Genomic DNA, 22,609 nt, shown 5'->3' on the forward strand with positions numbered 1-22,609 from the left:
ATGCAGGCCGTTGCCTTCACGCTCATTCCCGTCGTTGCCGTACTGATCGGCTCGCTATTCGCGGTATCGAGACGGCCAAGTGATGCCTTCGTAAGCGCCATGCAGCACTTGGCGGCAGGCGTCGTGTTCGCCGCAGCGGCTGCCGAGATCCTGCCGCAGGTGATGCACGAAGGCTCGCCGATCGCGACATTCACAGGCGGCGCGCTAGGCATAGTCGTGATGCTGTCACTCAAAGCCCTTGAGGGTCGCGCCAGTGGACCGATCGCTATGTTGGGCGCGGTCGCAGTGGATATCCTGATCGACGGGCTTGTTCTCGGGTTGGCGTTCGTCGCTGGCGGGAAGGCCGGGGTGTTGCTGACGATCGCGTTGACGTTGGAGGTGCTGTTTCTCGGACTGACCGTGACGACCGAGTTGGGCGAGACGATCAAGTCCAAGGCGCGGATCATCGCGATTACGATGGGGATCGCGTTGTTGCTGCCGATCGGTGCGGCGATAGCGACTCCCGTTGCAACGTTTCCGCCCGTCGTCATCGCTGGGTTTCTCAGTTTCGGTTTGATGGCGCTGCTCTACCTCGTGACGGAGGAGCTATTGGTCGAGGCGCACGAGAAGCCTGACACCCCGCTTATCAGCGCGATGTTCTTCATCGGGTTTCTGGGATTGCTCCTGATTGAGGAGGTATTGGGCTGACCGCTCGACGTGGAACGGCGTGGACCGATGATGATGACGCCGAGCTTCGTCGGCGTATCGAGGCCAAGCAGACTCTGGCGGTAATCGCACGCGAGATGGGCCGAACGATGGATGCAGTTCGGGGAAGAGCCTCAACCCTACGGGTAACTCTCCGCTCGTCACAGCGACCATGGCGCGACGGCGTGCCGCGCCGAGTAGATGTAGACTAGGAAAACAGGGGCGGTTGCCCGCCCCTATCCAGCTTTTAGCCGTGCTTCATGCCGCCCTTGGCATGATCGCAGCAGTCCGCGGCCTTGGCTTTTGCGCCATCCTTGCAGCAGTCCGCACCGTCCTTGCAGCACGCCATGTCGGCGCAGCAATTGGCGACAGCGGCGAATGCGCCAGTCGACAGGGTGAGGGCGAAGGCAGCGCTGATGAGCTTGAACTTGGTCATGATATTCTCCGAAATTTACGTGTGATGGTGTTCGACGTCACACGGTTTGCGGAGGGGGTGTGGCCGGAGCGTATGCCATGCCTAAAAGGCCCGTCTGTGGAGCCGGCCAAGGCGATAGACGGGAGGAAGGAACCAGCTCGATATGCTCGACGGTTTCGCCAGCAACCGCAACGCACGGTATGGCGCAGGCCGACGCAGGCGCCTTTTTGACGGGAGCGCCTGCTGATTTGCTGGCGCAGTCCATCATCGCGGACGCAGCCGGAGGCGCGGCCATCGCCATCGTCTCGCAGAGCGGGCCAAGCCGGACCAGCAACATTACTGCCAGGACGAAAAACGCCATGGAATGCAATATCTTGGAGAGTGGGCGACCCCAGCGTTTCATCCGGTCTAACTAGATGCACATAGGATGATGCACAACGTCTGATACGCCATGCGATCAGCCAAGAATGGTGTCGTCGTTGAGTAGACGCTGCCACCACCCTACATCGTGCCAGCTATCAAACTTTCGCCCAACCTCTCGGTAGATGCCTAGAGGAATGAACCCCATATTTTCGTGCAATGCGATGCTGCCGGGGTTCGGCAGGGCGATCCCCGCAAAAGCCGTATGAAAACCGCGGTGGGCAAGGTCAGCAATCAGCTTTGTATATAAGCTGCGGCCAACCCCCGACCGCTGCGCCTCAGGCGCGATATAGACCGTCATATCGACAGACCAGCGATAGGCGGCACGACTGCGATGCTGGCTGGCATAAGCATATCCAATAACCCGACCACGCCGTTCCGCCACGAGATACGGGTAGTCCTTTAAGGTTGCCTCGATGCGAGCGGCCATATCGGCGACAGAGGGCGGCACCTCCTCGAATGAAATTGCTGTTTCCTCCACCACAGGTGCGTAGATTGCCTGGATCGCACCCGCGTCTGTGATGACTGCCGACCGGACGATTACGGCACTAGTCATTTGCGCGGCGCTTGGGGTGCAATGGCGATACTCGACAAGTCCGTGGGCGTATTGAGCGGCACGCCAGCTTCTTTCCGTTCCGAGTAACGATCGACGAGTTGCGCCGTGTGCGGTCGCAGCAGGATCGTGAAGCGCACCAGCTCTTCCATCACATCTACGATCCGGTCGTAATAGCTGGACGGCTTCATCCGGTCGGCGTCGTCAAATTCCGCAAACGCCTTGGCTACGCTGGACTGGTTGGGGATCGTCACCATTCGCATCCAGCGGCCGAGGACGCGCAGGGTGTTTACACTGTTGAACGACTGAGATCCGGCCGACACCTGCATGACGGCGAGCGTGCGGCCCTGCGTCGGGCGCATCCCACCCATGGACAGCGGCAGGTGATCGACTTGCAGCTTCATGATGCCGGTAATCTGGCCGTGCCGCTCAGGGCTGCACCACACATGCCCCTCCGACCACATCGACAGTTCGCGCAGTTCGTGGACGGCAGGGTGATCGTCCCCAGTCACCTGATCGGGTAGCGGCAGGGTCGAAGGATCGAAGATCCGCGTTTCGCAGCCGAAGAATTGCAGCAGGCGGGCGGCTTCCTCGACGCAAAGCCGCGAGAAGGACCGCTCCCGCAGGGAGCCGTAGAGCAACAGGATGCGCGGAGGCGGATCACCAGCGCCCAGCCCAAGAGCAGGACGATCGAGCGCATAGCGCCGATCGAGCGCGGGCAGATTATCGGGATCGGAGAGAGTGCGGAGCGGCATCAGGCGGTCCTTGGGCCAAGCAGAATGATACAGGTGCCAATCAGGCAAAGTGCGGCCCCACCCGCGTCCCAGCGATCGGGCCTTACCCCTTCTACAGCCCACAGCCAGATCAACGATGCACAGATGTAGACGCCGCCATAGGCAGCATAGGCCCGCCCTGCTGCATCGCTATCTACGCGTGTCAGCAGCCAGGCGAACAGTATAAGCGAGACCACGCCTGGAGCCAGCCACAGGGGCGATTTGCCCAGCCGCAACCATGCCCAAAAGGCAAAGCAGCCTGCGATCTCCGCAAGCGCAGCAGCCGGATATACGAGTGCAGTCATGCGACGCTGATCCTAATCGCCAGTGCCGCGAGCGTTACTAGCAGCACCGGAATTGTTAGTGTCGCACCGACCTGGAAGTAATAGCCCCAGCCGATCCGGATGCCCTTTTGCCCGAGGACATGCAGCCAGAGCAGCGTCGCGAGCGACCCGATCGGCGTGATCTTCGGGCCAAGGTCGCACCCGATCACGTTGGCATAGATCATCGCTTCCTTGATCGCGCCTGTGGCGTGCGTCGCGTCGATCGACAGCGCACCCACCAGCACAGTCGGCATGTTGTTCATCACCGACGACAGCAGCGCCGCGATGATTCCGGTCCCGAACGCGGCACCCCACACACCGCCTTGCGCGGTGCGATCGAGCAGGCCCGCGAGATGGTCGGTTAAGCCAGCATTTCGCAAGCCGTAGACGACCAAGTACATGCCGAGCGAGAAGATCACGACCTGCCACGGCGCACCGGCCAGCACCTTGCGCGTCTGGATGACATGGCCGCGCGTGGCGATGACGAGCAGGAGGACCGCGCCGGCAGCGGCAACGGCGCTGACCGGCACGCCGAGGGGTTCAAGCAGGAAGAAGCCGGCGAGCAGTAGAGCGAGGACGACCCAGCCCGCCTTGAACGTGGCAGGATCGCGGATCGCGTCAGCTGGCGTGCGGAGCTGCGCCACATCATAGCTGCCCGGTATGTCGCGACGGAAGAACAGGAGCAGCGCGACCAGCGTCGCGGAGATCGACGCCAGATCGACCGGCACCATCACCGAGGCATAATCGGCAAAGCCGATCTGGAAGAAGTCGGCCGACACGATGTTGACGAGGTTGGATACGATCAGCGGCAGGCTGGCGGTATCGGCGATGAACCCCGCCGCCATAACGAACGCCAGCGTTGCCTTGTCCTTGTATCCCAGCGCGCGCAGCATCGCGATTACGATCGGCGTTAGGATCAGGGCCGCGCCATCGTTGGCGAACAGTGCCGACACTGCCGCACCGAGCAGCACGATCAGCACGAACAGCCGGCGACCATGCCCCCCGCCCCAGCGCGCGACATGGAGCGCCGCCCATTCGAAGAACCCGGCTTCATCCAGCAACAGGCTGACGATGATGATCGCGACGAACGTCGCGGTCGCATTCCAGACGATACCCCACACAACCGGCACGTCGGAGAGCGAGACGACCCCGACGAGCAACGCGATCGCCGCTCCGCCCAATGCGCTCCATCCGATGCCGAGGCCCTTGGGCTGCCAGATGACGAGCGCGATCGTGGCGACGAAGATAGCGAGCGCAAGCAGCATCAGGCGATGCGCTGACCCGAGGCGTCCACGACCTTTTCGCCGTCTTCCTTGGCAAACGCCCCCTGTTGCGGCTCGGACAGCAGATCAAGGACCGCTTCGGACGGTCGGCAGAGCTTCACGCCGACCGGAGAGACAACCAGCGGCCGATTGATGAGGACCGGATGTGCCATCATAGCGTCCACCAGCGCGTCGTCGGACAGCGACGTGTCGCCCAAGCCTAGCTCTGCATAGGGCGTGCCTTTCTCACGCAGCAGATCGCGGGGCGTGATCCCGGCGCGATCGATCAGCTCGACCAGCAGCGCGCGCGAGGGCGGCGTCTTCAGATATTCGACTATATGCGGCTCGATGCCGGCATTCCGGATCATCGCCAGCGCGTTGCGCGACGTGCCGCACTCGGGGTTGTGATAGATCACGATATCGACGGCCACGGGGCGTCCTTTCAGCAGCAGGGGGTGAGTTCGGCTAAGAGTGGCGCGCACAGTTCGGGCGAGCCGGCGCAGCAGTCTTTGACGAGGAACAGGGTTAGTGCGCGCAGTCCGTCCAGATCTGCGCGGTAGACGATGGAGCGGCTATGCCGTTCAAAGCGGACCAGGCCCGCACGCGCGAGGATGCCAAGGTGCGCCGACATCGTGTTTTGCGGCACATTGAGCTGCCGAGCAATATCGCCTGCAGCCACGCCGTCTGGCTCGTGCTGAACCAGTAGGCGGAACACATCGAGCCGTGTTCCTTGCGCTAGTGCGCTAAGCGCGGCGATCGCGGTGTTATTTTCCATATATCCAGCATAGACGATATAGTGAATTAAGCTAGAGCCGGGTGAGACACTTGGCTCCCCTCCCCTGCTTTCCCGCAACATTGATCGAATTTTTGCTAGTGCTTTTTAGGTATACCCTCTGCGTTCCTACTCTGGCCGGTCCGATTTCCGCCAAAAAGGGACATTAAGAATTTAGCTCGGATTGGCCCTTTGGTCCGCCTGGAGTCCTAACCAAGGAGGACCAAACTGCACCCTACCAAACGGCACCGATGAAGCTTCATTGAGGGTTGAAGCTCTTCCTTCTGTCCGCTCGCAAGGCAGTGTCGGCGCGTTGCAGTTCACTGCTGGCGACCGTCCCACAAACGATGGAGACCGTTGATAAAGGCCTGCGCGAAATCGGCGTGGCGGATGGCTGGTGACGCCGGCACAGTCGGATACGCCGCGTATCAGGCCGGCGCAGCCTGCCGGGCGAGCAGCTGAAGGTTGTATGCCGCGGCGGCCATGGTGAACTCCTCGGCGGCTCCTGACAGGCCTCGCAGCTTGAGCGTTCGTAGCCCCAGGTTGCGTTTCAGGTGGCCGAACACGCGCTCGATCCGCTGTCTTCGACGCCGTGCGTGCACATAGGCGTCGGTGCCGGCAAGGGCGCGCACGGTATCGCGGGCTTCCTCGCTGACGAGCCGGGTGACACCTCGCTTCGGACCGATGGTACATTGCGGCTTCAGCTCGCAGGCGGCGCAATCGGCTGGCCGGCTTCGGTAGACACGCACCTGTTTGGTCCGGTTGGTGCCGCAATAGCTGAGCAGCTTGTCCGCCGGACAGCAGTAGGCATCCGCTTCCCGGTCGTAGCGGAAGGCATCCCGGGTGAAGAAGGCGTCCCGCTGGCGGGTCCGGTCTATGACCGGGATGTATGGCGTAATGTTCCGGTCGATCAGCCAGCCGAGCAGCCGACCGCTACCATACGCCTTATCGGCCGAGAGACTGGCGCGTTCGATGCCCAGCCTGGTGCCGGCGCGTGACACCAGCGTCCGGGTCGCCGCCACCTCGGCTGCGAAGCGGGCGGGCGTCGCCTCCACGTCGAGGATGCAGTCGGTGTCGAGGTCGAGCAGGGGGTTGATGGCGTATGCGTAGCGCGCCGGTCCGTGCTTGCAGGTGAGCGCCGCCTGCGGGTCGGTCGGCGAGATGCTGGTCGGATCGACGGGCGCTGGTTCGTCGGGGTCCGGCGGCAACGCGGCATCGAGCGCCGCCAGATATTCGGCGACGGGTCGCGATATGCTTTCCCCGGCACGAAGCTCGTCTGCGGCGTCGGCCCCCTTCAGCTTCTTCTCGCGGCTGGCGTCGGCGATGATCGTGCTGCCGTCCACCGCCAAGTCGCGCCCCGTTACCAGCCCGGCCGCGGCGCACCGCGCGACTACCTGCTCGAATAGCAGACGATGTAGGTCGCAGGCGCGGAAGCGGCCGTGCCGGTTCTTGGAGAAGGTGGAATGGTCGGGCACTCGGTCGCCCAGATCGAGCTGGCAGAACCAACGATATGCGAGGTTGAGGTGCACCTCCTCGCACAGGCGGCGTTCCGAGCGGATGCCGAACAGATAGCCAACCAGCAGCATCCTGAGCATCAGCTCCGGGTCGATCGAGGGTCGCCCACTCGTGCTGTAGCTCGACGCCAGCGCCTCGCGCACGAAGCCGAAGTCCAACACGCCGTCGATGCGTCGGAGCAGGTGGTCGACCGGCACATGCTCATCGAGCCGGAAACCATAGAACAGCGCCCCCTGCGCCACCTGCCGACCCATCATGTCCGTGATCCCCCTACCGCCTTCCAGGAGTGAATCACGCCCCCGTCACCGTCGCAAGCAGCCGTTTTTCAACAGCCTCGATGGTATTTCGGGATTATGGAAGGAGATCGGTTAGCCTGTTCCACCTGAGGCATCGGGAGCCGCCTTGGGGTCGGGATCCTGTGCCTTGCCTGTCGCGGGTGCCGCCTTGTGGCTCGGCATAGCGATGAGATAGGCGACGATCGCGTTGACGTCCTTCTCGGCCACCGGAGCCTTGTACACTTCGCGCATCTTGGTGACGGTCGCCTTCCACTGATCCGCCGATAGCGCAGGCTGGGTCAGCGCCATGCTGGCCGAGTGGCACGAAGTGCAGTTGGCGTTGATGACGTCGGCGTGCGGACCATCGGGGTAGGTAACGTCATCGACCGGCAGGTCGACGCTGGTCGAGGCGAGCGAAAAGCCGCGGGCTGAGACGCTGGTGGGCGGTGCCGGCTCGGATGTCTCGGAGATCGGGGCAGGCGCCTTGCGGCTGCTCGGCGCCCCGATCGAGACGAGGATAATACCGGTCAGGCCGATCAGGCCAGCGGCCATGATGCCGGTAGACGGGGTCTTCATGCTACTCGCTCCTCAGGCCGCGATGATGGTGGTGGTTTCGATGTTGCCGCGCATGAACCCGCCCGGGTTCCAGATCGGCTTCATCGGCTGGGCGACCCCATTGGTGTTCCAGCAGCGCACCATGATCGGGTTGGGACCGCGTCTCAGCGGCACGCGACCATCCCACCGACGGAAGCTGTACCTGCCCTCGTCCACTCCGAGCGTCGTCTTGTACCAAGTGCGCCCACCATCCGACGAGACATCGACCTTGGCGACGCCGCAATCGCCGCCCATCGCGATGCCGCCGACCGGGATCGACGCCTCATAGGCGATCGCCTGGCCATCGGGCAGGCTGGTCATCCAGCTGCGCGGGATCATGCGATTGATCGGCACGGTCGGGAAGTCCTTGGCACCGGGCGCGACATTCGCGCCGGGTGTCGCCGGTATCTTGTAGGCCTTGGCCATCCAATACTGGTCGTCAAGGCCGGGCAGTACCTCGATCGCGTTCAGCATCTTGACCCAGTAGGTCGAATACCAGCCCGGGACGATCAGCCGGCAGGGAAAGCCGTTGAGGAGCGGCAGCTGCTCGCCGTTCATGCCGAAGGCGATCATCACTTCGCCGTCGCGGGCATGGTCGATGTCGAGCGCCTTCTCGAAGTCAGGGGCGTCCGCCACAACCGGCTGATCGAGCGCGCCAAAGCGCACCTGTACCGCGCCTGCCTTGACCCCCGCGAGGTCCAGCACGTCGCGCAGGCGCACGCCGAGCCATTTGGCATTGCCCATCGCGCCGTTGCCCCATTGCGCGCCGGCGACCCGGGGCTGGAACAGCCCACGGCTGTTGCCCGAACACTGGTTGACCGCCGCCATCTCGACCCGCGGCAGGCGCAGCAGTTGGGCGAGGCTAATCGACAGCGGTCGGTTGACGTGGCCGAAGACGTTGAGGCGGAAGCTCTCGACGTCGATCGAGGTTGGAATGTCGGCCCAGTGCCAGCGAACGAAGAACTGGTCGTTGGGCGTGAACACCGACTTGTCGAACACGTCCATCGGCGTCTCCAACAGCGGAGGATGGATGCGTTGGAGGATCATGCTGCCCTTGCCAGGAAAGGCGTTGGTCATCGGCCGCTCGGCATTGCCGCCAGGCAGCTTCAGGTCGACGAGCTGCTGCGCCAGCGCAGGTGCTGCGGCAAGGCCGGCGGTGCCGAGCGCCGTACGCCTGAGAAAGCGGCGACGGCTGGTTTCACTCGCCAGCGCGGCGTCAAAATTGTCCATGACAAGGCTCTCCTGTGGCCAGCCACGCTGGCGGTTCGAAGCGGCGTTCTGCAAGTGATCGGACCGATTGATCCGATCATCAGGGTGGATCAGTTCGGGGTAGCGATGCAGGGCGAGACGAACAGGTTGCCGCGCCATGCTCCGGCGAGTGTCTTGGCACCGACCAGCAGCCACATCGCCGCGAGCGCGACCGTCAGCACTGTGCCGACAATACCGAAGAAGCCTAGGTTCAGCGTCGTACCGAGGCGGAAGGTGGCGACGGTGTAGACGCCGAGCGGGAAGGTATAGCCCCACCAGCCAAGGTTGAATGGGACGCCGGCGCGCCAGTAGCGGATGGTGATGAGCGTCGCGAGCGACAGCCACCACAGGCCGAAACCCCACAGACAGAGCCCGGCGACGACGCCGATCCCTTGCGCGACGGTACCGACACCGACCAGCCCATGCGCCGCGAGGATCGCCGGCGCATCCGCCCCAAGCACCAGCATACCCAGCGCCCCGGTGCCGATCGGCCCCAGCGCAAGCCAAGAGGATGCCGCCATGCTCTCGTGCGGGAGCTTGTGGAGCGCCATGCGCAGGATCAGGATAGCGATGATGCCAAACGCGACCGGCACCGAATAGGCCCACAGCACGTAGGAAGTGGCGAGCGTCACGATCTGCGCGTGAGGATCGGTCAGATGCGGCGCGAGCAGCCCGCCGCTGGCACCCGCCACTTCCGCTGCGACGACCGGCAGCAGCCATACCGCAGTCATGCCGTCCAGGCTGTGCTCGTGGCGGGTAAACATCAGGTAGGGGATCAACACGCCGCAGGCGAGCGACATGGCGACGTCGATCCACCACAGGACGTGTGCGACCGGCACGATGCCGTTACCGAACCGCGCGATCCCGAAGGCGAGGCATCCGTTGATGATCGTCGCCAAGCCCATCGGAATGGTCCCGATGAACATTGACACGGTGTTGTGGCCGAAGATGCGCCGTGCCTCATGCCCGAACATCGCCCAGCGCGCGCCATAGAGACCGGCGAACAGGATGAAGAGCGCGATGTTGAAGAACCACAACACCTCGCCAATCGGTTTGAGCGCGGGGCCGATATTGGGCACCTGCGGCAGCGCGAGAGCGAGGATGCCGGTGCCCATCGTCGCGGCGAACCAGTTGGGTGTGAACTGGCGGATCATCTCGCGCGGGTGATCGAGCCTGCTTAGCGGCTTGAGGCCGGTCAGGGCCGAAGGTGCGTCGGCAGTCATGCGACCTGCTCCTTGATGAGGTCCGTCAGCGCGTCGGCCGCGCGGGTGCGATAGCGTTCCTTGTGGCGCAGCGCGTGGAAGGCGCGATCGGGTAACCCAAGCGGCAACTCGACCAGATCGCCGGCCTTGAGCGCGCGTGCGACGACCAATCGCGACAACACAGCGACGCCGGCACCGGCCTCGACCGCGGTACGCACCGCCTCGTTGGACGGCAGCGTCATCGCTACTGTCAGCTGGGCCGGATCAAACCCGCGCGTTCGCAGCACGTCCTCGAAGGTCGAGCGCGTGCCCGAACCCTGCTCGCGGACGATCCAGCGTGCAGCGCGAAGCCAGTCCTCGTCGACGCGCCCGGCGTCCTCATGGCCGACCAGCACCATCGGGTCACGCCCGACATTCCAGAGGGCGAGCGCCGGTTCGTCCACCTCGCCCTCGACGAAACCGAGCTCCGCCGCGCCGCTCAGGATCTGCGCTGCTGCACCTTCGGTGTTGTCGATCGCCAGTTCGACCGCGATCTGCGGGTGGCGTTCGTAGAAGGAGGCGAGCTTTGCCGGCAACCAGTAGCTCGCGATCGTCTGGCTTGCGACGATCCGCAACGAACCACGGGCAAGCCCGGCATAGTCCGCCAGCATCGTCTCGGCATGCGCTGCCTGCCCCAGCACTGCGCGCGCTTCCTCCAGAAAGCCGCGGCCTGCTTCGGTCAGCTGGATGCCACGCCCGACACGGTGAAACAGAGGAACCCCGTAGCGCGCTTCGAGGGCCGCGACCGCGCCGGAGGCAGCGGACTGCGTGACGTTCAGCACCTCCGCTGCCTTGGTGACGTGTTCGCGCTCGGCGACACCGACGAATATTCTGAGTTGCTCCAGGGTCATGCAGCTTATATCGCGCAATCTTATCGATACGACCAACCGTTTGATCCGTTTATTTCAATCTGGATATCGGAACGATCGGTAATCCTTCGTCTGCGATAGTCTTGAAGATTTGAAGCGATCCGCGCGCTTGCGGCGTTGGTTCGTCCATGACTGATATGATCGAGCGCAAATCCGAGCCCTACAACGCCGAGCCGACGCCCGGCGCGCTGATCGAGCGGTTCCTGACGCCGCAGGCGCTGTTCTACGTGCGCAGCCATGGTGCGGTGCCTGATCTGCCTGCCGATCACCGGATCGAGGTCAGCGGGATGAGCATGGAAAGACGCTCCTTCTCGGTGGAGGAGTTGAAGAGCGCGTTGGCCACGCGGACGGTGACGGCAGTTCTCCAGTGCGCCGGCAACCGGCGCACGGATCTTCAGCAGTTCGCAAAAACGTCCGGCGACCCGTGGGACGTGGGCGCGATCGGCAATGCGGAGTGGACCGGCGTACGACTGTCCGACGTACTGGATGCCGTCGGTGCGCCGGATGCGTCCGACCTGTTCGTGGCGTTCACCGGAGCGGACGAGGTGGACGTCGAAGGCGAGGAAGCATTGTTCGGGGTCTCGATCGCCATGGATAAGGCGCGGCAACCCGACGTCCTCATTGCCTGGGCGATGAACGGCGAGCCGCTGACGCCCGAACACGGCGCACCGATCCGCATGGTGGTGCCGGGCTATGCCGGGGTGCGGAGCGCCAAATGGCTGACACGGATCGAGGTGCGCGAGACGCCATCCGACGCACCGATCCAGGCGCACGACTACAAGCTCTTTCCTGCCGATGTGACGAGCGACACCGTCGACTGGAGCCAGGGTCTGACCATCAATGCCATGCCGCTCAACGCCGCGATCTGCGTGCCCGGCTCTGGCGAAAGCTTGCCGGCCGGGGAGGTGCGGATCGAGGGCTATGCCATCGCCTATGATCGCCGCGTCTCTCGGGTCGAAGTGTCGGTAAACGGTGGTCGCGACTGGCAACAGGCGACGTTCACCGATGATCCGGAGGCGCACTGGGGTTGGCGGCGCTGGACCCTCGACGCCACGCTCGACAAGGGGCGCCAGCACCTTGTCGTGCGCGCCTTCGACGACACTGGACAGGGTCAGCCCGAGCGGCCGGATACGATGTGGAACTTCGCTGGCTATCTGTGCACCGCCTGGCATCATGTGCACGTGCTGGTCGAATGATCGAAGCGTCAGCGGCACCGGATCTCGGCTTATGGATCGATGCGATCGGGCGGCTGGTGGTGGCGACCGCGGCTGGGATGGTGCTCGGCTGGGAACGCTCGCGCGAGAACCGGCAGATCATGGGCTTGCGGACGCTGGGCCTCGTCGGTCTGGCGAGCTGCATCGCCGTGCAGGCGATCGTACACAGTGGCTTGCCGAATGTGAACGCCGATGCCGCAGGACGGGCGATGCAGGGCATTCTGTCCGGCGTCGGCTTCATCGGTGCCGGCGCTGTGCTGCGGGTCGGCCAGGGTCAGGAAGTGCATGGATTGGCGACTGCCGCATGCATCTGGGTAACAGCCACGATCGGCGCGGCAGCAGGGTTGGCGGTGTGGCCGCTCATCATCGGCGGGTTGAGCCTTGCGATGCTCGTACTGTTCGTCGGCGCTCCACTCGAACGTCGCATTCGCGAACGGGCCAGGCTGACTCCGGCAGAGGCCGACCGGAACGATGCCGCGCGCAAGCCGTGATCCCGCTGGTCCGCCCAGTGCCTGTCGGCGCTGAGAACTGGCCAGGTGCTATCAGGACACAAGCGCCGCATCGGCCTGGCGCTGGACCTCGTTGGCGATCGGATGCAGCTCGGCAGCGGGGCGCTCCCCCACCACACTATAGCCGATCCCGTCGACCGCCCATGTGACCCGGCCCATGGTCCCGCTGGACGTGCTGGTCATGCTTGCGCTCTTGTCGATTTGCATGGGCCTCGTCAGCACCGCAAGCTTCGACGCTTGCGGTCCATCATAGAGGAGCAGCGCTGCAGGGCCGTGGGGCGTCGCGACCAATCGCCCCCCGCCATAGCGGTAACCCGCTGTGCTGAGGTCCGGGATGGTCACGCGCTCACCCAATCGGCTGGAGGTCCATCGGATCAGCATGGCGCGCTGGTCGGGGCCGATTTCCGCCGGTCGAATCCGGTCGGCGGCATAGACACGGAAATTGTCGCTCGCCTCATTGGCCAGCGCCGCGATGCCCGCGTGGGGTTCGCCGCTCCACCGCGCGCTCGACCAACCACCGCCAAATCCGACCGCCAGCAGAAGCGACGCGGCGATGGCGAGTTGCCAAGGCGGTTGGCGTTGCCGTCCCCTGATGGCTGCGACGCGCATCGTCGCCGGGATCGGTTCCTCCGCGATGGGAGCGAACAGGGACGCAAGGGCTCGCGCCTGCTCCGCCTGCTCCCGCAAACGGGCATGCACGTCCGGCTGGCCTTCAAGGTAAGCGTCGACCAGACGCTGCCGCTCGGGCGACAGCCTTCCATCGATCCACGCGGCCAGATCGTCCTCTCCGATCGGGCTGGTCATCGAATACTCCTTAATCGTGGCCGTTCACCCTCGCGGAGGAGCGTCGCCAGACGGTCGCGCGCCCGCGATATGCGCGACATCACCGTTCCCAGCGGCACGCCGACGACGGCAGCGACTTCCCCATATGACAGACCTTCGACGGAAATGAGGAGCAGCACCGTCCGCTGCTCCTCGGGCAACGCATCAAGTGCGCGCAACAGGTCTCGGTGGTGCAGGCCTACGTCCTGATCGGCCGGGCGGCCGAGCGCAGCGTCGTCGACGAGGTGGAGCGGAACCGCCGTACCTCGCCGACTGTGCTGCCGCTGATGGTCGACCAACAGATTGTGCAGGATCGCGTAGACCCATGGGCGAACCTCCGCACCCCGTCGCTGGCGCCAGCGCCCGACCGCGCGCTCAAGGCAATCCTGCACCACGTCATCCGCCATCGCCGGATCGCGCAACCACGACCGGGCATAGCGGCGCAGACCGGGGATCAGTGGCTCGATCGCGGCGGCAAGCGGGTCCATCTCAGTCGCGCTGCACCTGCACGATGCGGCCCGGAGCGCCGTTCACCACCTCGGCGACCGCCAGAAAACGCCGGGGTGCCGCGGTGCTGCCTTGAACGATCTGCCGGATCGGACCCGACGCGTTGACGATCGCCGCACCTGCCGGATTGCTCATGAAGTTCGCAAGCGGCTCTACCGCACCGCTGCCGTCCGCGTTGGCGGTGAGCACGAGCATGTAAGGCTTCTTGGGCTGCAAACCGGTAACGGCACTCTGCACGACCTGAATGATGCCCTGGTCGAAGAGGGTAATGCTGCTTGCAGCACCATTGCCGCGAACCGGCCCCATGTTCAGATGCACCGCCTTGCCTGCCGTACCGAGCGGTTGAAGATTGTCGGTGCCGAGGCCTGTCGGAATAGCGTTCGGCACATAGGCGATCGCCTGCGGTGCCTGTCCGACCGGCACGGTGGCAACGACCTTGTTGCCGGCGGTGTCGATCGCGGCAAGTTCATCAGCATTCTCCAGCCCGACATAGATGCGCCGGCCGTCGCCCGATGGCCAGACACCGTGCGGCATCTTGCCGACCGGGATGGTGGCGACAAGCGCGAAGTCGGACGTGCGGAACACCTTCACCGCGTTTTCCCCGCCTACCGTGACATAGGCGAACTGTCCCCTGACCGTGCGGGCGAAGTTGACGTGATTGGTGATCGGTCCGGTATCCAGCACCTTGAGGATCGCGAAAGGCGGCTTGGCATCGAATGCGACCGTCTTGCCGATGTCCTTCAGCGTGAACCACACCTGCTTGCCGTCCGGCGTCGCGGCGATGTTGGGACAGAACGGACTCGGCTGCGCCACCTGTCCGACCTGCGCGTGGGTCGAGACATCGAACACGGCCAGCACCGGATTGAACGAGGAACAGACATAGCCGTATCGGCCATCGGGAGAGAAGATCGTCATGCCCGGACCACCGGGCGTCTTGATGCGACCGGTCTCCTTGTACGTCTTGGGGTCGAGCACGGCGATGTAATCCTCGCCGCGTACCGTAACCCACACCTCCTTGCCGTCCGGCGTGAAGAACGCCTCATGCGGGCTGCGCCCGACATAGGTCGTGTGCTTGACGGTGTTGGTGGCGGTGTCGATCCACGACACGGCGTTGGATCCGATCGACACGACCGCCAGTGTTTTCCCGTCCGGCGAGAAGCCGAGGCCGTGAACCAGCACCTGCCCCTTGTAGAGCGGGGAAAAATTCATCGGCTGCGGATCGCCGAGCTTGATGACGCCGAGCAACCTGTTGTCGGCCGGGTCCGTCACCGACACCGTGTTGGAGAATTGTTCGGATGCATAGACGCGGTCGCGGTGGCTGACAGGCACGTCCTTGGCGTTCCACGGCGCCTGCTGGGCCATGGCAATGCCCGGTGCGGCGCTCATCAGCAAGGCGGCCGAGCGCAGGAAGGTCCGGATCATGTCAGTGCTCCATATGGCTGTGGTAGTCGCCGCCCCTCGTCGGGGCTGGCGTCGAAGGGGGTAGCGGCTGACCAATCGCCAACTTCATGGCGGCGATCTCCTGCTGCTGATCGATGATGATCTCCTGCGCAATGCGCTTGAGCTGCTCGTTATGACCGTAGCGCAGCTCTGCCACCGCCATATCAATGGCGCCCTGGTGATGCGGAAGCATCATTGCGACGAAGTCGCGGTCGACGTCGCCGGACGGCTTGACCATCATGCCCGCCATCATCCGGTCCATCGCGGCAGATACCATGCTGGCGTAGCCATCGGCGGGGGCGGCCGCGACTGCGCCGGTGAGCATGGCCGAAGCAGTCAGACCCAGCATCCAATTTCGTCTACGCATAAGCCTCCGGCGCATCAGTCTCGAAAGCGTAGACGACGCCCGTCGAGATTTATTCCATGGTTGAGCCAATTATTGATCCTCAGCAAAACAATGGTCTCATCGTGACCCTGCCGATGGTTGACCAGGTCGCCGTCGGACAGCATATGCTCGGCACGGCGATGGATTTCCGCCGGGCCATTCGGCCGAACCGCCCTCGCAAGGGTCGATGATTCCTACCAGGCGCCGCAAGGCAGCAAGGAGGAATCGTGCGCGCGACATTTCGCAATCTCTACGACCAGTTCAACATGGCAGCGTTCATTCGCGATCGCCGCACCCATGCCATGTCGGTGCTGCGATGGGCCTTGATCCTGGTCCCGATGGCCGCAATGGTGGGAACGCTCTGCGCGGCTTTCTTGTGGAGCCTCGATGCCGTGACCCGGCTTCGCTTTGCCTTTCCCTGGCTGCTCTACCTGCTGCCGATCGGCGGGTTCGTGGTCGGACTGCTTTACCATCTGACCGGCCGCTCGGTGGAGGGCGGCAACAACCTTATTGTCGAGCAGATCCACGAACCGGGCGGGGGGGTGCCACTGCGGATGGCACCGCTGATCTTCTTCGGCACGGTGGTGACCCATCTGTTTGGCGGTTCGGCCGGGCGCGAAGGCACCGCCGTCCAGTTGGGCGGCAGTCTCGCCAGCGGTTTCGGTCGCGCGCTCAAGCTCGATGCTGACGGCACCCGCATCCTGCTGATGGGGGGCATTGCGGCCGGGTTCGGCGCGGTGTTCGGCACGCCCATCGCAGGGGCGGTGTTCGCACTGGAGGTGTTGGCGATCGGGCGTGTCGAATATCGCGCGCTGGTGCCGTGCCTGGTCGCGGCACTGGTCGGCGACTGGACGTGCCTTGCCTGGGGCATCCATCACGGCGTCTACCGGATCGATGCGCTGGTGCCGGTCGATGCGCTGCTCGTCACCAAGGCGGGCGTCGCCGGGGTTGCGTTCGGGCTGGTCGGTCTCGCCTTCGCCGAAGCCAATCACACGCTCGGCGGGTGGCTCAAGCGCATCGTCTCCTATGGCCCGTTACGCCCCGCCATTGGCGGCATCGCGGTCATCGCGCTCGTCTACCTGTTCGGAACGCGCGACTATCTCGGACTCGGCACGTTGGCAGCGACGCCCGACAGCCTCACCATCGCCAGCTTCTTCGGACCGGACACGCATCCGTGGAGCTGGGCGATCAAGCTGCTGTTCACCGTCGTCACGCTCAGCGCCGGCTTCAAGGGTGGCGAGGTGACACCGCTGTTCTTCATCGGCGCGGCGCTCGGCAACGCACTCGCCCCCATGTTCGGCGTGCCCACCAGCGTATTCGCCGCGCTCGGCTTCGTCGCGCTGTTCGCGGGCGCGGCCAACACCCCGCTCGCCTGCACCTTCATGGGCATCGAACTGTTCGGCGCTGCCTATGCGGTGCCGATCGCGGTGGCCTGCTTCGTCGCCTACCTCTGCTCCGGTCATAACGGCATCTACCTGTCGCAGCGCGTCGCGGTGCCGAAGGTGCCGGCGACCGGCCTCACCCCGAACGCGACGCTTCGCGAGGCGCGGGCACACCGCGCCTCGCGAAGCCCACGCTCCTGATCCCCCCACCAATCGAGGGTTTGTCCATGCCCAATCGTTTCACCGTCCAGCATCGCGAAATCGGCATGCTGCGTATCTACATGAAACCGTCCGACCGAATTGGTGAGCGCAGCCTGCGTACGCTGTGGGCTGCCAAGCCGCTCTATCGCGAGCTAATCCAGACGGCATCATCAATGCCGTCGCGCAACACACGCACTATGGGTTCAGCAACCACGGCCAGATCCGCGAGAACGGATCGGAGGCGGCCGATCCCCATCTGACGATCTGCGTCGAACTCGTCGGCGAACGCGACCAGCTCGACCGGTTCTGCCGGCGACATGGCGACCTGCTCGGCGACAAGGTGATCGTCTACAAGCAGCTGGAACACTGGTCGGTCATGCCGCGGTTCGACCGATGACACCAATGATCGAATATGGGCTGCTGATCGTCGGTGCATTTGCGGCTGCTGCAATCTCGGGTTCGGCCGGGTTTGGCGGGGCACTGCTGTTGCTGCCGCTGCTGATTTAAGTCGTCGGCGTGACCGAAGCGGTGACGCTGCTGACGATCGTCCAGATCATCGGCAACGGTGCGCCGGCCGGGATGGGCTGGGCTGGCGCCAATCCGTTGGCGGCCCGTGTTGCTGTTCCTCTCCGCTGCCATACCGTTCTCGATGCTGGGCGCATTGTCGTTCGCGTCGCTACCGACGGCGCTCGTTGCGCGGATCGTGGGCGTGGCGATCCTGCTGTTCGTCATCCTGAAGGCCACGGGCATGATCGCGTTTAAACCCTCGCGCCGCGTGCTGGTGATCGGGGGCGGTGTGACCGGCCTGTTGTCCGGGCTAGTCGGGAGCGCCGGGCCGCTCGGCGCAGCGGTGTTCCTGAGCCTCGGTTTGCCACCGCTTGCCTATGTCGCGAGTGACGCGGTCGCCTCGATCGTGATGCACAGTTCCAAGACAATTGTTTACGGCGCGACGATCGACCTTGGACCAACCTTCTGGCCGCTGGCGATCGCGATGGGGCTGGCGATGATCGTTGGCACCTGGGCGGGGTGCTTGCTCATCAAGCGTCTGCCCGTTGAGCGCTTCCGCCAGCTCGTCATGGTCCTGCTCGCGCTGATCGCGACCGAGATGATCGTCATGGGTTAGTGGGAGGATTGTCGCGAATATCCTGAGTTTCGCTACACCAGCTCAAGCGTGGTCGGCTGACGGCGTAGCTGTCGCGAATGTCAGTCGCGGAATTACGCGACTTTCAACGCACATCTGCGACACGCTAACCTGTGCGTTAACGGTGTCGCTACGCAGGAGCCGGTGCCCGGCTCGTTCAGCTGAGCCGCAGCCAACCGCGCGGCCGGACGGCGGCTTTCAGGGAGCAGAAAAGTTGTCCTGAATGACTTACTATGGGTCGGAAGTCGCCCGGCAGCTTTCGCCGAAACGCCGCCCAACAGCGGACAGGCGGTTTTCCACCAGGATGCAGACCTTCCGCTTCCAGAGGATCGACAGGTGGTTGCCCCCTGCCCTTCCCGCCAAGTTCTAGCGGATCGTCACGACCTTGACCTCGACTGCATCCGCGATCTTCTTCCAGTTCTGGTCGCTTGTCCAAGCGGGCAATCCATCCCGTCGGGCTAGAGCCAGACAAAAGCGATCTCCAAGGCTAAGGCCCGCCTCGGCCGTCGCGGCGCGCAGCCGCCCGGCGATTTTCGCCAAGGCCTTGTCGGCCGGCACTACCGTCAGTGGCAGCGGATCAAGCATGGCATCAACTTCTCGCTCGGGCATTCCGGTATGAATGAAGTGGGTCACCACCTCAGCGTAGTTCACGCTGCTCACTCGCGCACCGGCGATACCGGCTGCAACCTTGGTAGATCCCTTTTCACCCTTGATCATTGCGATGAGAGCCGAGGCGTCGAGAACCACGCTCATTCGCCGCTATCTTCGCGACGCCGATTGAGGAATGCGTCAACAGAGGCGTCGGGATTACCGCCGGTATATTGCTCGGCCAGCGCCTGCGCCCTTGCCACCGCTTGGCTGGCGGTTCGCAGAACAACGCCATCTTCGGTTTCGTCGAGATATACCGCACCGCCACCCGTCAGGCCCAACCGCTTGCGAACGTCAGCGGGCAGGCTCATGCGCCCGTTTGGTGTTATGTTGATCTGTAGCGTCATGACGGCCTCTGTACCTCTGATCAGCATCGTCATCATCTTCTAGGGATATCCCGGCTTAGCAGCAACCGTCCCCACGGTATGCCAGCGAGCCTCGTTTGTACCACACCGTTTGGATTATGGCTCATCGACGTGAAGCTGCCCCACGTGCATAATCTCCGGTGCTTTTAACGTATGCCTTTCGCAGACCTTTCAATAGCTGGTATTTTAATATCGTCCTGACGACGTAAAAAGGACTAGACTAATAAGCACCACATATAGAAGACTACGGGATGTTCATTCGAGCCTATCTGCGCGCTTCTACCTCCGAACAGGATGCGTCGCGCGCGAAGAGCGCCCTCGACGTGTTTGCGGCCAAGCACGGGCTTCGGATTGCGGCCCGCTATGTCGAAAACGAAAGTGGAGCCAAGCTTCACCGGCCAGAGCTGTTCCGCCTGCTGTCAGATTGCGAGCCGGGAGACGTGCTCCTGGTCGAGCAGGTTGATCGGCTTTCCCGCCTCACCTCACCCGACTGGATCAAGCTGCGTAATCTAATCGACGCCAAGCAGGTCCGGGTTGTTGCACTCGACCTGCCGACGTCGTGGATCCTGACGGCACCGACGGATGAGTTCACCGGCCGAATGTTCGCAGCGGTCAACGCCATGATGTTGGACGTACTCGCCGCGGTTGCCCGTAAGGACTATGAGGATCGCCGTCGTCGACAAGCCGAAGGCACTGCAAAAGCCAAGGCAGCGGGCCTTTATAAGGGGCGTCCCGAGAACAAGACCCGCAACGCTGCGATCTCGAGCCTTCTTCGCGATGGCCGAAGCTGGCGCGATATAATGGATGCGACTGGGTGCAGTCGAACGCTGCTCGCCAAGATTGCTCGTGATCGCCGTCGACAGGCAGAGGCTGATGCAGCAATGTCAAACGCGCAACCCTAATGTGTTCAGGCAGACTCTAAACCCTCATAATGAGGTGTCCGATTTCGCTGCTACCGACTGTTTGAACGGGTTTTGCGTACCAAAGCCTATGCCCATTCAGAGTATACCCTGCGGACACGATACCAATTTACGCTTGAAATCAGTCGAAGCGAGCGAGAGATGTGCATTTTCACTAACGGGTGAAGACTACCATTCGCTCTTCAGCGGAATGTAAATAAGCCATGATGCGCTTGCCATATATATCCAAGCCCCGGCCTGATGAAAAGCTTTCCGGCTGGCTTCGCCAGATCGCATTTGAGTTCGGGCTACCTAGCGCGCAATCATTGCTACGTGCATTCGGCCTTACGCCCGTAAGCTCTTTGATACTAGATTTCTCATGCCCCCCGGATTTACTTCGGCGTCTTTCAACTCTGACCGGTCTTTCAATGCAAGCACTCGAACAGCTCGGCGACTCGCAGCGATCTGATCAATCAAATGCTGTAGGCGGACCCAAGAGAGTACGGGTGGGGTACGTATGGGGGACTTCTCATCGCAAAATATCTTTGATGCTAGAATCGATCAACCTAGATGAATGCGAGCGCGTAATCCTGCGTCCGCCCAAGCCAAGAAAATACAATAACATTCAGCGCGAACTAGCTCGAGCTGAGATATTTCGTGCAGAACCTGGAACAACTTTTGTATTTTACGATCTTTCTACGCTCGCTTACTCAGCAAATGATTTATCAGATCTTTTTGAAAGATGCCTTTCTCGTGATATACACTTAGAGTTTTCAAAAGAAGATATTTTATTGTCAAACGGTCATAATCTATCTCTACTAAGGATAGCTTCTACTATATACGATAACTTGGAAACCGACCTTGAAAAAGAGTCTGGTGAAGAGGAGGATCTGCTGATCGAGAGTCGTCGACGTAAGCAAGACTTTCGCGCATTTCGGAAAGGTCGCAAACGGGCTTTAACTGTTCAACAAGCGCAGGAAGCCGCAGAGCTATATCTGGAAAATGGTACCCCAGTGGCCGAGATCAGTCAGCGGTTTGGAACTAGCCAACCAACGATCTATCGCGTCATAATGGACCACCGCTTGGGTAGAGCCCCCAGGGATCGGATTGCTCCAGAGGAAGAATGACGCACCTTGTCGCAACGGTGGTGATCGACAGACTGGCTCATCGCGCAGCCCTCACCGCCGGTGCAATGCAACGATCCCCGATGCAATTAAACGCTCACCCTTCACACCACCGCCGGTCAGCGCCGCCATCGACGCCGAATGATGCGGTGAACGGAACGGCCGCACCCGCGTCATCCGCCCGCCGGCCAGCGTGCCGGCGACCGACTGTACCATCGACACCTCCAGCGCCTCGGCCGGGTCGAGCGGCGGCAATATGCCGGGCAGGCAGGACGCGAGCAGCGACTTGCCCGCCCCCGGCGGCCCGACCATCAGCAGATTGTGATTGCCCGCCGCCGCGATCTCCAACGCGCGCTTGGCGGTTTCCTGCCCCTTCACCTGGCGCAGATCGGTGCCGCTCCAGCCCTCCTCCGCGCCGCCGGGCTGCGGCATCGACAGGAGTTGTTCGCCCTTCAGGTGGTTGAGCAGTGACAACAGATCGGGCGCGGCGACGACCTGCGTTCCGGCCCAGGCGGCCTCCGCCCCCTGGCTCCCCGGACAGATCAGCGCGCGCCCCTCGCCACTGGCCAGCATCGCCGCCAGCAGCACGCCCGGCGACCCGGCGATCCGCCCGTCGAGGCTCAGTTCGCCGACGATCAGATAGTCCGACAGCGCCTCGGCATCGACCACCCCCATCGCCGCCAGCAGGCCCAGCGCGATCGGCAGGTCGTAGTGCGATCCTTCCTTGGGCAAGTCGGCGGGCGACAGATTGACGGTGATCCGCTTGGGCGGCAGCGACAGGCCGATGGCGGCGATCGCGGCGCGTACCCGTTCGCGGCTTTCGCCCACCGCCTTGTCAGCAAGGCCGACGACGACGAACGCCGGCAGGCCGCTGGCCAGCTGCACCTGCACCTCGACCCGCCGCGCCTCCAGCCCCAGATACGCCGCCGTCGATACGATCGCGACCATGCCGCCTTTGCCCCCCACTTGCCCCTGTGGGTCGTCCATAGCCGCTTTCCGCGTGGAGGGAACGATCCGTCGCGACCGTC

26 protein-coding genes, 1 pseudogene and 1 riboswitch are annotated in these 22,609 nt (G+C 63.3%); of the genes and pseudogenes, 8 read left to right on the top strand and 19 right to left on the bottom strand.

Annotation, left to right across the window (positions count from 1 at the left end; genetic code table 11):
• Complete coding sequence (locus ASE58_RS01380; RefSeq protein WP_055817253.1) at positions 1-687, top strand: ZIP family metal transporter; 687 nt, start codon at positions 1-3, stop codon at positions 685-687.
• Positions 688-931: 244 nt separating this feature from the next.
• Here ASE58_RS01380 and ASE58_RS01385 read toward each other — a convergent pair whose 3' ends face one another.
• From ASE58_RS01385 to ASE58_RS01435, 12 genes are all read right to left on the bottom strand, one after another.
• A complete protein-coding gene (locus ASE58_RS01385) occupies positions 932-1,120 on the bottom strand; it encodes a hypothetical protein (protein WP_041394287.1) in 189 nt (62 codons plus the stop codon).
• Positions 1,121-1,556: 436 nt separating this feature from the next.
• Positions 1,557-2,075, bottom strand: coding sequence for an arsinothricin resistance N-acetyltransferase ArsN1 family B (locus ASE58_RS01395; protein WP_055817259.1), 519 nt, complete (start codon positions 2,073-2,075; stop codon positions 1,557-1,559).
• Entirely contained in the window at positions 2,072-2,827 is a 756-nt protein-coding gene (gene arsH, locus ASE58_RS01400) for an arsenical resistance protein ArsH (protein WP_055817262.1), read from the bottom strand. The genes ASE58_RS01395 and arsH overlap by 4 nt, the downstream gene beginning before the upstream one ends.
• A complete protein-coding gene (locus tag ASE58_RS17365; protein WP_082467533.1) occupies positions 2,827-3,150 on the bottom strand; it encodes a YnfA family protein in 324 nt (107 codons plus the stop codon). The genes arsH and ASE58_RS17365 overlap by 1 nt, the downstream gene beginning before the upstream one ends.
• Positions 3,147-4,433, bottom strand: a complete 1,287-nt coding sequence (locus ASE58_RS01405) for an arsenic transporter (protein WP_055817265.1) — start codon at positions 4,431-4,433, stop codon at positions 3,147-3,149. The genes ASE58_RS17365 and ASE58_RS01405 overlap by 4 nt, the downstream gene beginning before the upstream one ends.
• Positions 4,433-4,861, bottom strand: a complete 429-nt coding sequence (gene arsC, locus ASE58_RS01410; protein WP_082454004.1) for an arsenate reductase (glutaredoxin) — start codon at positions 4,859-4,861, stop codon at positions 4,433-4,435. Before arsC ends, ASE58_RS01405 begins: the two co-directional genes overlap by 1 nt.
• An 11-nt stretch (positions 4,862-4,872) precedes the next feature.
• Positions 4,873-5,205, bottom strand: a complete 333-nt coding sequence (locus ASE58_RS17370; RefSeq protein WP_082454003.1) for an ArsR/SmtB family transcription factor — start codon at positions 5,203-5,205, stop codon at positions 4,873-4,875.
• A 425-nt stretch (positions 5,206-5,630) separates the two neighbouring features.
• Complete coding sequence (locus ASE58_RS01415) at positions 5,631-6,974, bottom strand: IS1182 family transposase (RefSeq protein WP_055817268.1); 1,344 nt, start codon at positions 6,972-6,974, stop codon at positions 5,631-5,633.
• Between the two features lie 111 nt (positions 6,975-7,085).
• Positions 7,086-7,568, bottom strand: a complete 483-nt coding sequence (locus ASE58_RS01420) for a c-type cytochrome (protein ID WP_055817270.1) — start codon at positions 7,566-7,568, stop codon at positions 7,086-7,088.
• A 12-nt stretch (positions 7,569-7,580) separates the two neighbouring features.
• Positions 7,581-8,816: a molybdopterin-dependent oxidoreductase gene (locus ASE58_RS01425; protein WP_055817273.1), complete on the bottom strand. Its 1,236-nt coding sequence runs from the start codon at positions 8,814-8,816 to the stop codon at positions 7,581-7,583.
• A gap of 89 nt (positions 8,817-8,905) precedes the next feature.
• Entirely contained in the window at positions 8,906-10,057 is a 1,152-nt protein-coding gene (locus ASE58_RS01430; RefSeq protein WP_055817276.1) for a TDT family transporter, read from the bottom strand.
• Positions 10,054-10,926 carry a LysR family transcriptional regulator gene (locus tag ASE58_RS01435; protein ID WP_055817280.1) on the bottom strand — a complete coding sequence of 291 codons (873 nt, stop codon included), beginning with the start codon at positions 10,924-10,926 and terminating at the stop codon, positions 10,054-10,056. The genes ASE58_RS01430 and ASE58_RS01435 overlap by 4 nt, the downstream gene beginning before the upstream one ends.
• A 146-nt stretch (positions 10,927-11,072) precedes the next feature.
• On the opposite strand from ASE58_RS01435, the gene ASE58_RS01440 reads away from it, so the two are divergent.
• Together ASE58_RS01440 and ASE58_RS01445 are read left to right on the top strand one after the other, a co-directional pair.
• Positions 11,073-12,140, top strand: a complete 1,068-nt coding sequence (locus ASE58_RS01440; RefSeq protein ID WP_055817283.1) for a sulfite oxidase — start codon at positions 11,073-11,075, stop codon at positions 12,138-12,140.
• Positions 12,137-12,649 (top strand): MgtC/SapB family protein, encoded by a 513-nt coding sequence (locus tag ASE58_RS01445; protein ID WP_055817286.1) that lies wholly within the window; start codon positions 12,137-12,139, stop codon positions 12,647-12,649. The genes ASE58_RS01440 and ASE58_RS01445 overlap by 4 nt, the downstream gene beginning before the upstream one ends.
• A gap of 51 nt (positions 12,650-12,700) precedes the next feature.
• Here ASE58_RS01445 and ASE58_RS01450 read toward each other — a convergent pair whose 3' ends face one another.
• Genes ASE58_RS01450 through ASE58_RS01465 form a run of 4 tightly spaced genes read right to left on the bottom strand, consistent with a single transcriptional unit; the run spans position 12,701 to position 15,785 of the window.
• Complete coding sequence (locus tag ASE58_RS01450; RefSeq protein ID WP_055817290.1) at positions 12,701-13,471, bottom strand: anti-sigma factor family protein; 771 nt, start codon at positions 13,469-13,471, stop codon at positions 12,701-12,703.
• Positions 13,468-13,977 carry an RNA polymerase sigma factor gene (locus tag ASE58_RS01455; protein WP_055817293.1) on the bottom strand — a complete coding sequence of 170 codons (510 nt, stop codon included), beginning with the start codon at positions 13,975-13,977 and terminating at the stop codon, positions 13,468-13,470. The genes ASE58_RS01450 and ASE58_RS01455 overlap by 4 nt, the downstream gene beginning before the upstream one ends.
• A gap of 1 nt (position 13,978) precedes the next feature.
• Entirely contained in the window at positions 13,979-15,418 is a 1,440-nt protein-coding gene (locus tag ASE58_RS01460; RefSeq protein ID WP_055817296.1) for a YncE family protein, read from the bottom strand.
• Between the two features lies 1 nt (position 15,419).
• Positions 15,420-15,785 carry a DUF305 domain-containing protein gene (locus tag ASE58_RS01465; protein WP_235513448.1) on the bottom strand — a complete coding sequence of 122 codons (366 nt, stop codon included), beginning with the start codon at positions 15,783-15,785 and terminating at the stop codon, positions 15,420-15,422.
• A gap of 163 nt (positions 15,786-15,948) precedes the next feature.
• A riboswitch (Fluoride riboswitch) is annotated at positions 15,949-16,025 on the top strand.
• Between the two features lie 23 nt (positions 16,026-16,048).
• Here ASE58_RS01465 and ASE58_RS01470 point away from each other — a divergent pair.
• From ASE58_RS01470 to ASE58_RS01480, 3 genes are all read left to right on the top strand, one after another.
• Entirely contained in the window at positions 16,049-17,404 is a 1,356-nt protein-coding gene (locus tag ASE58_RS01470; RefSeq protein WP_055817299.1) for a voltage-gated chloride channel family protein, read from the top strand.
• 124 nt (positions 17,405-17,528) lie between these two features.
• Entirely contained in the window at positions 17,529-17,801 is a 273-nt protein-coding gene (locus tag ASE58_RS01475; RefSeq protein WP_235513449.1) for a DUF190 domain-containing protein, read from the top strand.
• 216 nt (positions 17,802-18,017) lie between these two features.
• Positions 18,018-18,527 carry a sulfite exporter TauE/SafE family protein gene (locus ASE58_RS01480; RefSeq protein WP_200909276.1) on the top strand — a complete coding sequence of 170 codons (510 nt, stop codon included), beginning with the start codon at positions 18,018-18,020 and terminating at the stop codon, positions 18,525-18,527.
• 384 nt (positions 18,528-18,911) lie between these two features.
• Here ASE58_RS01480 and ASE58_RS01485 read toward each other — a convergent pair whose 3' ends face one another.
• Together ASE58_RS01485 and ASE58_RS01490 are read right to left on the bottom strand one after the other, a co-directional pair.
• Positions 18,912-19,298: a type II toxin-antitoxin system VapC family toxin gene (locus ASE58_RS01485; protein ID WP_055817303.1), complete on the bottom strand. Its 387-nt coding sequence runs from the start codon at positions 19,296-19,298 to the stop codon at positions 18,912-18,914.
• Entirely contained in the window at positions 19,295-19,540 is a 246-nt protein-coding gene (locus tag ASE58_RS01490; RefSeq protein WP_055818096.1) for an AbrB/MazE/SpoVT family DNA-binding domain-containing protein, read from the bottom strand. The genes ASE58_RS01485 and ASE58_RS01490 overlap by 4 nt, the downstream gene beginning before the upstream one ends.
• Before the next feature lie 269 nt (positions 19,541-19,809).
• Here ASE58_RS01490 and ASE58_RS01495 point away from each other — a divergent pair, with 269 nt between their 5' ends.
• Both ASE58_RS01495 and ASE58_RS17745 read left to right on the top strand, forming a co-directional pair.
• A complete protein-coding gene (locus ASE58_RS01495) occupies positions 19,810-20,460 on the top strand; it encodes a recombinase family protein (RefSeq protein ID WP_055817306.1) in 651 nt (216 codons plus the stop codon).
• 545 nt (positions 20,461-21,005) lie between these two features.
• A complete protein-coding gene (locus ASE58_RS17745) occupies positions 21,006-21,584 on the top strand; it encodes a helix-turn-helix domain-containing protein (RefSeq protein WP_156347558.1) in 579 nt (192 codons plus the stop codon).
• Positions 21,585-21,683: 99 nt separating this feature from the next.
• Here the strand turns inward: ASE58_RS17745 and ASE58_RS01500 are convergent.
• Positions 21,684-22,529, bottom strand: a pseudogene (locus tag ASE58_RS01500) (YifB family Mg chelatase-like AAA ATPase); the annotation flags it as partial.
• Positions 22,530-22,609 lie beyond the last annotated feature (80 nt).

The organism is Sphingomonas sp. Leaf9, from assembly GCF_001421355.1.
Lineage (GTDB): Bacteria > Pseudomonadota > Alphaproteobacteria > Sphingomonadales > Sphingomonadaceae > Sphingomonas.